Genomic DNA, 8463 nt, shown 5'->3' on the forward strand with positions numbered 1-8463 from the left:
CCACCCCCCACCACACACCCGCCCCACCCCACCCCCCCCCCCCCCCCCCCCCCCCCCCCCCCCCCCCCCCCCCCCCCTCCCCCCCCCGCTCGGTGTGGTGCCCGTACTGGTGTGGTGCCTGTACTCAGTGCCGGAAGGCGTCCTTCGCCTTCTCCTTGGACTGACGGACGTCGCCCTTCGACTGCTCGGCCCGGCCCTCGGCGGTCATGCGCTCGTTGCCGACCGCGCGCCCGGCCGCTTCCTTGACCTTGCCCTTGGCCTGCTCCGCCTTCGCCTTGGCCTTCTGCTCTTCGGCCACCTTGAATCACTCCAAGTCACACTCGACGTCGGTGTCACCACAACGGGTAACCCGCGCCGGGCCGGGTAAACCCGGGCCTTCCCGTCGGGCGCGTCAGCGCAGCGGCAGGCGTACGGAGACGGTCTTGCCGATCTCGCCGGGCTTCGTGATCACCTCGCCGCACAGCCGGGTGACGATCTCCAGACCGTGGCGGCCTATCCGCAGCGGGTCTCGCGGCAGGAAGGTGGGCCACCCCTCGCCCGTGTCCGACACGGCGATCTCCACGCTGTCCTCGCGCAGCGTCATCCGCAGCCGGGAGGGGCCCGGCGCGTGCCGGACGACGTTCGTCACCAGTTCGCTGACCACCAGTCGCGCCGAGTCCTCGAAGGTGTCGGCCGGGGCGACACCGGACTCCCGCAGCCGTGCCACGAAGTCCCGGACGAGGTCGCGCGAAGCGGGGATCATCTCCGACCCACCGGTGAGGTCCCGCTCCACGAACGGGACGGAGGAGGTGGTGGAGTCGGGCCTGTACGCCGAAGTCATCAACCGCCTCACTGTCCGTTCCGGGCCCGATCCAGGGGTGCCGAAGGGCGTCCGGTTCCCCACGATACGCATCCGACCCACTCCCGCCCTCACTTTTGCCCACAGGGACTTGACACCTTTACGACGCGGCCGTCGTCCGCCTGTACGGCCGGCGGCCCTGTCCTCCGGTTGACGCCCCCGTCGCGCCCGCGGTTGCCCGGAAGCCGCACCCGCTCGCCCCCGGCCTCCCGGCCGGCCCGCGCGTGACCGTTGCGCGCCCCTGTGACAAGGGCCGTTTCCGGACGTCGTCGCGCCCGGGGACGACGCCCTCGGACCCCCTTGTGGCCGCTCCGGGCCGCCCGCTGGTCAGCCCCCGATCGCGGGCTGACCGGGGGCCCCTGCCTGTGCCATGCTCAGGACGTGACAGCAGAGGAACAGCCGCCTCGAACCGGCGCGGCCTCCGACTATCTGGCCCTGGCGAGGGTCGTGGTGCGTCAGCGTGACGAGATCACCGAACTGCAGCGGGTCGCCGCGCTGTTGCCGGTCCTCGAACGCGCCAAGGGCGCCGTCATGGTCCAGGAGGGCTGCTCGGCCCAGGACGCCTACGAGATCCTGCTCGAACGCTCCCGGAACGGCGAACGCACCCTGGTCGAGGAGTGCTGGCTGACGCTCGGCGGCATCCGTCCCGTCCGCGACCGCCGCCCGTCGCGGCTCGCCCCGTCCGGGGACGCGGGCTCGGTGTTCGCCTCCGAGCAGTACCTCGCCCCGGCCCGGCCCGGCCCGCAACCGGGTGGTCCGCGGGCCCCCGCGGCGACGGGCGGCGGCAGCGCCCTGCTGCTGGGCAGGCTGGGCATGGCCCTGGCCGACGTACACGATCCGCGGGAACTCGCCCGCTGTCTGCTGGACCATCTCGCGGCCGAGGCCGACGCCGACGCCGTACTGGTCTACGCCGGGGCCGGCGAGGCGCTGCGGCTGATCGGGCGGGCCGGACTGGACGACGTGGACACCGCCCGCTGGGAGCACCTCACGCGGGTCCCGGGCGCCGGCGCCCGGGACCCGTTGCGGACCGGGCAGCCGCTCTGGACGGAGAAGCCCGAGCCCGACGAGCCGTACGCCGTGCCGGACCGCGACGGGCACCGCTGGTCGTCGCAGGCGTGGCTGCCGGTCACCGTCGGCGGGGAGGCCGACGAGATGGTCGTCGTGCTGCGGGCAGCCGAGCGGGCCTTCACCCCGGGCGAGCGGGAGCTGCTGCAGGCCGCCGTGCAGCTCACCGCGGGCCGGATCGCCAGCCTCGACGCCCCAACGCCGCCGAGGAAGCCGTCCGTCGACAGCGTGCAGCAGATCCTGGACACCCTGCCGGGCTCGGTGATCCTGCTGGCGCCGCTGCGCGGGGCCGACGGCACCGTCGAGGACTTCCGGATCGAGGCCGCGGCGCCGGAGTCCGTGGACGTCGCCGACCGCAGGGGCCGGCAGCTCATCGGTCTCAGCGTGCTGGAGTGCTATCCCACGGTCGCCGGCACGGAACTGTGGAACGGCTACCTGGAGGCGCTGTCCACCGGCCGGCCCTTCGCCGGCGAACCCTTCACGTACGAGGAGGTGGTCGCCGGCGTCCCGCAGCACTCCAGCTACTCGCTGCGCGCCTCGCGGCTGGGGGAACACCTCGTCGTCTCCTGGGTGCGGCACGACGTCACGACCCGGCAGGAGGAACGGCTCTCCGCCCTCCAGCGGCTGGGCAACCTCGGCTGGGCCGACTGGAACCTGGTCACCGACACCGTCACCTGGTCCCCGCACGTCTTCACGATCTTCGACCGTGACCCGGCGGACGGGCCGATGCGCCTTGAGGAACTGCCCGAGCACGTCCTGCCCGAGGACCTGGCGGCGCTGACCGGCGCCGCCCAGCGGCTGCTGAGCGAGGGTGCCGCGATCGACCAGCCCTTCCGGGTCAGGACCCGCGGCGGCGTACGACATCTGCGGATCGTCGCCGAGGCCACGACCGACGCGGCCGGCACCCCGCTGGAGGTGCACGGCTTCTTCCAGGACCTCTCCGGCCAGCGGGGCGCGGAACTCGCACTGCTCGACAGCGAGCGGGCCGTGTCCACGCAGCGCGGACTGCTCCAGGCCGAGCGCAAGGTGGCCGCCCGGCTCCAGCAGGCGCTGCTCCCGCTGCCCGCCGGGCCGGTCAGTCTGGCGGGGCTGTCGGCCCACGCCCTCTACCTGCCCGCGGAGCTCGGCATCAGCGTCGGCGGTGACTGGTACAGCGCGATCGAACTGCCCAGCGGGGAGGCGCTGTTCGTCATCGGTGACGTCATGGGGCACGGCATCAACGCGGTGGCCACGATGGCCCAGCTCCGCTTCACCGCCAAGGGCATGATCATCACGGGGTCGAGTCTGACGGACGCGCTCACCCGCCTCAACGCGCTGCTCATGCACATGGCGTCGTCGGCCGGCGGGCACACCACCGCCACCATGATCGTGGCGCGGTACCGGCCGTCCGACCGCACCCTCACCTGGGCCCAGGCCGGTCATCTGCCCCCTGTACTGGTCCGCGACGGCAGGGCCGAGCCGCTCGCGCGCCCGGCCGGGATCATTCTCGGCGCCACCGCCACCCCGGTCTTCGAGGAGGCGACGCTCCAGCTGAAGGAGTCCGACCATGTGCTGCTGTTCACCGACGGCCTGATCGAACGCCCCGGTCAGGACCTGCTGACCGGCCTGGACCGGCTGGTCACCGCGGCCACGTCCCTGTTCGCGACCGACCGGCCGGACAACCTGACCGCCCTGCACGCGGCCCTGGTCGCCCAGGAACGCCAGGACGACGTCTGCGCCGTCCACATCCATCTCCCGCGGGCCGGCGACACGCCCCCACAGTGACGGCCGACACATCTGCGGCCGGGAGATAAAAAGATGAGTGTGAAGGGTGGGAAGGGGGGTAGACGCTGCGGCATCCCCTCCGGATCAAGGAGGGGACACTGTTGCTACGAGAGACATCCCCAGAGATGGAGGCCCCCGCGATGGCCGTGACCACGGAGGTACGGGCACCTCACGCTCCGACCGAGCTGCCCAGGGTGACCGACCCCTCGAAGGTCCCGCCGACCGATGCACGAGGGCTGTCGAAGCTGTTCTTCGACCGGCTGGCGGTACTGGAGGAGGGCACCCCCGAATACCAGTACGCCCGCAACACGCTGATCGAGATGAACATGACGCTCGTGCGCTACGCGGCGGGCCGCTTCCGCAGCCGGGGGCCGCAGGAGCTGGAGGACATCGTCCAGGTCGGCATGATCGGCCTCATCAAGGCGATCGACCGGTTCGACATCTCCCGTGAGGTGGAGTTCACCTCGTTCGCCGTGCCGTACATCGTCGGCGAGATCAAGCGGTTCTTCCGCGACACCTCGTGGGCGGTGCACGTGCCCCGGCGCCTTCAGGAAGCCCGGGTGGAGCTGGCCAAGGCTACGGAGGAACTGGCGAGCCGGCTGGGCCGCACCCCCACGACCAGCGAACTCTCGGAGCTGATGAACCTCCCCGAGCAGGAGGTCCGCGACGCGAAGGTGGCGTCGAACGGCTACCGTTCCACCTCCCTCGACGCGGCGGTCAGCAACAGCGAGGACGGCGAGAGCGTCCTGGCCGACTTCATCGGGGCCGAGGACGCCGGCCTGGAGCTCGTGGAGGACCTGCACAGCCTGGCCCCGCTGCTCGCCGAACTCGACCGGCGCGACCTGGAGATCATCCACCTGCGGTTCGTGGAGGAGCTCACCCAGGCCCAGATCGGGGAGCGGCTCGGGATCTCCCAGATGCACGTCTCCCGCCTGCTCAACCGCGTTCTGACCCGGCTGCGGCAGGGGATGCAGACCACCCGGTGATCCCGGCCGGAAACCGGAGGACTGCTCCGGCGACCGGCGGGTACACGGAGCGCGCATGAGATGGATGGGCCGGACGCCGTAGTCCTGGGGAGGTACGCGGCGCCCGGCCCATCCGTGTGTCCGCCCCGCACCCGGCCGTGGCATCCGCTCACCCGGACGGGCGTCGTCGGGTGTGCGCCCGGTCGCCCGGGGCACCTGCTGCCCGCGGGCCACCGAGCCTCCCGCCCACAAGCCGGAGGCGGCCCGTCCAGTGCGCGGGACCGGGGAGAGGCGGCGGGGCGATGTTCGACGGCTTCCAGACCGAGACGATCGAGGTGGACGAGGCGTCCGTGTTCGTGAGGCACGGCGGAGAGGGCCCGCCCCTCCTGCTGCTCCACGGGCATCCGCGCACCTCGGCGACCTGGCACCGGGTGGCGCCGTTGCTGGTCGCCCGCGGCTTCTCCGTCGTCTGCCCCGACCTGCGCGGCTACGGCCGCTCCCGGGGGCCCGCGCCCACCGCGGACCACTCCGCCCACTCCAAGCGGGCCGTCGCGAACGACATGGCGCAGGTGATGCGGGCGCTGGGCCACGTCCGGTTCGGGGTGGCCGGCCACGACCGCGGGGCCCCCGTCGCCTTCCGGCTCACCCTGGACCACCCCGAGGCGGTGTCCCGGGTGGCGCTAATGGACGGGCTGCCACTGACCGAGCACCTGGCGCGCGTCGACGCGCGGTTCGCGACGCGGTGGTGGCACTGGTTCTTCTTCGCCCAGCCCGACATCCCGGAACGGGTCATCACCGCCGATCCCGACAGCTGGTACCGGGGCGACCCGCGGCAGATGGGCCAGGAGAACCACGACGAGTGGCGCCGGGCCACCCGTGACCCCGACGTGGTGCGCGCCATGCTGGAGGACTACCGGGCCGGCCTCACCGTCGACGCACGGCACGAGGACGCCGACCGGGCCGCGGGCGTCCGTATCCGCTGCCCCGCGCTGGTCCTGTGGTCCCTGCGGGACGACCTGGAGGACCTCTACGGCGATCCGGTCGCCATCTGGCGGAACTGGGCCGCCGACGTGCGCGGTCACGGGATCGACTCCGGGCACCACATGGCCGAGGAGGCCCCCGAGCCGCTGGCGGCCGCCCTCGCCGACTTCTTCGCCGGCTGATCAAACCGCATGCCTTGACTTCCGGGACACGGGTACACAGACGTGGCGACCGCACCGGCAGGCCGTTCACACCGCTCGACCCGCGCCCCGGTGCACGGCTCGCGCGGGCCCGGGAGGCGGCCGTACCGAGTGACCTCTCGGCGCGAAACCGCCCGCCGGTCGCCCCTGACCGACAGCAGAACACCAGGTCACGCGCCCTGTGACCGGACCTAGCGGAGGGACATCCGATGAGCGAGGCGAATCCCCTCAAGCGGGCAGCCCAGAAGATCACCGAAAGCGTGCAGGGCGGCGACGAGCCGGAGGAGGGGATCCCCGGCAAACCGGCCGTCGAGTCCCCGTCCCTGGCGAAGCCCACCGAGCCCCGCGAGCCGCTTCCGCCGAAGCCGGACCAGAGCGGTCCCGCCACCGTGTCGCCCACCGGTCAGCCGACGGGCGCCGACCGGGCCCGGGCCGCCCAGTCCGGCAGCCACCTGACCACGGCCCAGGGCACCCGGCTGTACGACACCGACCACTCGCTGAAGGCCGGGCCCCGCGGTCCCGTGCTGCTCCAGGACCACCACCTGCGCGAGAAGGTCATGCACTTCGACCACGAGCGCATCCCGGAGCGCGTGGTCCACGCCCGCGGCGCCGCGGCCCACGGAACGTTCCGCAGCTACGGCACGGCGGCGACCGTCACCAAGGCCGCGTTCCTCGCCGAGGACGAGGAGACGCCGGTCTTCGTGCGTTTCTCCACCGTGCTCGGCTCCCGGGGCTCGGCCGACACCGTCCGCGACACCCGCGGGTTCGCGACGAAGTTCTACACCAGTGAGGGCGTCTTCGACCTGGTCGGGAACAACATGCCCGTCTTCTTCATCCAGGACGCGATCAAGTTCCCCGACGTCATCCACGCCGGCAAGCCGCACCCGGACCGGGAGATCCCGCAGGCGCAGAGCGCCCACGACACGTTCTGGGACTTCGTCACCCTGCACACCGAGGCCACCCACCACACGCTGTGGAACATGTCCGACCGGGGCATCCCGCGCTCGTACCGGACGATGGAGGGCTTCGGCGTCCACACCTTCCGCCTGGTCAACGCGGAGGGCGCCACCACGCTGGTGAAGTTCCACTGGAAGCCGAAGCTGGGCGTGCACTCGCTGGTGTGGGAGGAGGCGCAGATCGCGAGCGGCGTCGACCCCGACTTCCACCGCCGTGACCTCGCGGACGCCATCGAAGCGGGCGCGTACCCGCAGTGGGAACTGGGCCTGCAGACCTTCCCGGACACCCCGGAGCAGACCTTCGAGGGCATCGACCTGCTGGACCCGACGAACCTCGTCCCCGAGGAGCTCGCGCCCGTGCAGCCGGTCGGGCTGCTGACCCTCGACCGCAACCCGTCGAACTACTTCGCCGAGACCGAGCAGGTCGCCTTCCACGTCGGTCACCTCGTCCCCGGCGTCGACGTCACCGACGACCCGCTGCTCGCCGGTCGCCTGTTCTCCTACCTGGACACGCAGATCACCCGTCTGGGCGGCCCGAACTTCCCGCAGCTGCCGATCAACCGGCCGCACACGCCGGTCAACGACATGCAGCGCGACGGCATGCACCAGACCGCCGTGCACCGCGGTGTCGCCCCCTACCGGCCGAACTCGCTGGACGGCGGCTGCCCCTTCACCGCCGGAGCCGAGGCGGGGGCGTTCGTCGAGACGCCCGTGCGGGTGCCGGAGAGCGTCAAGGTCAGGGAGGCGCCCGAGTCGTTCGCGGACCACTTCAGCCAGCCGCGCCGGTTCTGGCTGAGCATGTCCCCGATCGAGCGCGAGCACATCATCGGCGCCTACACCTTCGAGCTCGGCAAGTGCTACGAGCAGGCCGTCAAGGAGCGGGCCCTGCAGGTCCTGGCCAACATCGACCCGGAGCTGTGCGCCCAGGTCGCCGGGGGGCTCGGCCTGCCGGCTCCGGCGCCCACCGTCCCCCTCGCCGACGTGGAACCCAGTCCCGCCCTGTCCCAGGTGGGCCACACCTGGCCGACGGCCGGCCGCGTCATCGGCGTCGTCGTGGGTCCGGACGGCGACCTGGACGGCGTACGCGCCGTACGCGAGGCGGTGACCGAGGCCGGCATGGTGCCCCTGGTCGTCGCCCCGGCCGGCGGTGTCCTCGGCTCGGGCGAGGACGCGGTGACCGTGCAGCGCACGTACGCCACCGCGCGGTCCGTCGAGTTCGACGCGGTGCTGCTGGCCGGCCACCCCGGCATGGGCGGTGACGCCTACGGCGCCCGCGACGCCAAGGGGCTGCCCTCCGTCGTACCGGCGGCCACGTCCGATCCCCGGGTCGTGCTGCTGCTGGCCGAGGTGTTCCGGCACGGCAAGGCCATCGGTGCCTGGGCGGGCGGCGAGGCGGCCCTCCAGGCGGCCGGGGTGCCCGCCGACGCGCCGGGCGTGGTCCTCGCGGACACCGGCAGCGCCGCCCTGGAGAACCTCGTCCGTCTGCTGGGCAAGCACCGGGCCTGGGAGCGTTTCACCGCCGCCTGACCGGCCCCGGACCGTGTCCGGTGGTACGAGGGGCACGAACGAAGCCGGCCGGGGGGGGGGGGGGGGGGGGGGGGGGGGGGGGGCGGGGCCGCCGGCACAAAAAGGGAGGAAAAAGACGAAAACCCCCCCCCCCCCCCCCCCCCCCCCCCCCCCCCCCCCCCCCCCCC

At 72.8% G+C, this 8463-nt stretch carries 6 protein-coding genes; 4 read left to right on the plus strand and 2 right to left on the minus strand.

Features of this window, described 5'->3' with window-relative positions; genetic code table 11:
- Nucleotides 1-124: 124 nt before the first annotated feature.
- Both AC07AZ_RS17815 and AC07AZ_RS17820 read right to left on the minus strand, forming a co-directional pair.
- Entirely contained in the window at nucleotides 125-298 is a 174-nt protein-coding gene (locus tag AC07AZ_RS17815; RefSeq protein WP_478848656.1) for a CsbD family protein, read from the minus strand.
- Between the two features lie 93 nt (nucleotides 299-391).
- Nucleotides 392-820 carry an ATP-binding protein gene (locus AC07AZ_RS17820; protein WP_478848658.1) on the minus strand — a complete coding sequence of 143 codons (429 nt, stop codon included), beginning with the start codon at nucleotides 818-820 and terminating at the stop codon, nucleotides 392-394.
- Nucleotides 821-1219: 399 nt separating this feature from the next.
- Here AC07AZ_RS17820 and AC07AZ_RS17825 point away from each other — a divergent pair, with 399 nt between their 5' ends.
- The 4 genes from AC07AZ_RS17825 to AC07AZ_RS17840 all read left to right on the plus strand — a co-directional run bounded on the left by AC07AZ_RS17825 (nucleotide 1220) and on the right by AC07AZ_RS17840 (nucleotide 8296).
- The gene (locus AC07AZ_RS17825) at nucleotides 1220-3667 is read left to right on the plus strand and encodes a SpoIIE family protein phosphatase (protein ID WP_478848660.1); all 2448 of its coding nucleotides are present in this window, start codon (nucleotides 1220-1222) and stop codon (nucleotides 3665-3667) included.
- A 140-nt stretch (nucleotides 3668-3807) separates the two neighbouring features.
- Nucleotides 3808-4653 (plus strand): RNA polymerase sigma factor SigF, encoded by an 846-nt coding sequence (locus AC07AZ_RS17830; protein ID WP_478848662.1) that lies wholly within the window; start codon nucleotides 3808-3810, stop codon nucleotides 4651-4653.
- A gap of 281 nt (nucleotides 4654-4934) precedes the next feature.
- Nucleotides 4935-5795 (plus strand): alpha/beta fold hydrolase, encoded by an 861-nt coding sequence (locus AC07AZ_RS17835; protein ID WP_478848664.1) that lies wholly within the window; start codon nucleotides 4935-4937, stop codon nucleotides 5793-5795.
- 227 nt (nucleotides 5796-6022) lie between these two features.
- A complete protein-coding gene (locus AC07AZ_RS17840; protein WP_478848666.1) occupies nucleotides 6023-8296 on the plus strand; it encodes a catalase in 2274 nt (757 codons plus the stop codon).
- Nucleotides 8297-8463 lie beyond the last annotated feature (167 nt).

The sequence above is a fragment of the Streptomyces sp. NPDC043878 genome (genome assembly GCF_056435735.1).

Excerpts from the sequence above, each read along its gene's own strand:
- AC07AZ_RS17820 (WP_478848658.1), bottom strand. The coding sequence starts at position 820 with ATGACTTCGGCGTACAGGCCCGACTCCACCACCTCCTCCGTCCCGTTC.
- AC07AZ_RS17830 (WP_478848662.1), top strand. The coding sequence starts at position 3,808 with ATGGCCGTGACCACGGAGGTACGGGCACCTCACGCTCCGACCGAGCTG.
- AC07AZ_RS17835 (WP_478848664.1), top strand. The coding sequence starts at position 4,935 with ATGTTCGACGGCTTCCAGACCGAGACGATCGAGGTGGACGAGGCGTCC.
- AC07AZ_RS17840 (WP_478848666.1), top strand. The coding sequence starts at position 6,023 with ATGAGCGAGGCGAATCCCCTCAAGCGGGCAGCCCAGAAGATCACCGAA.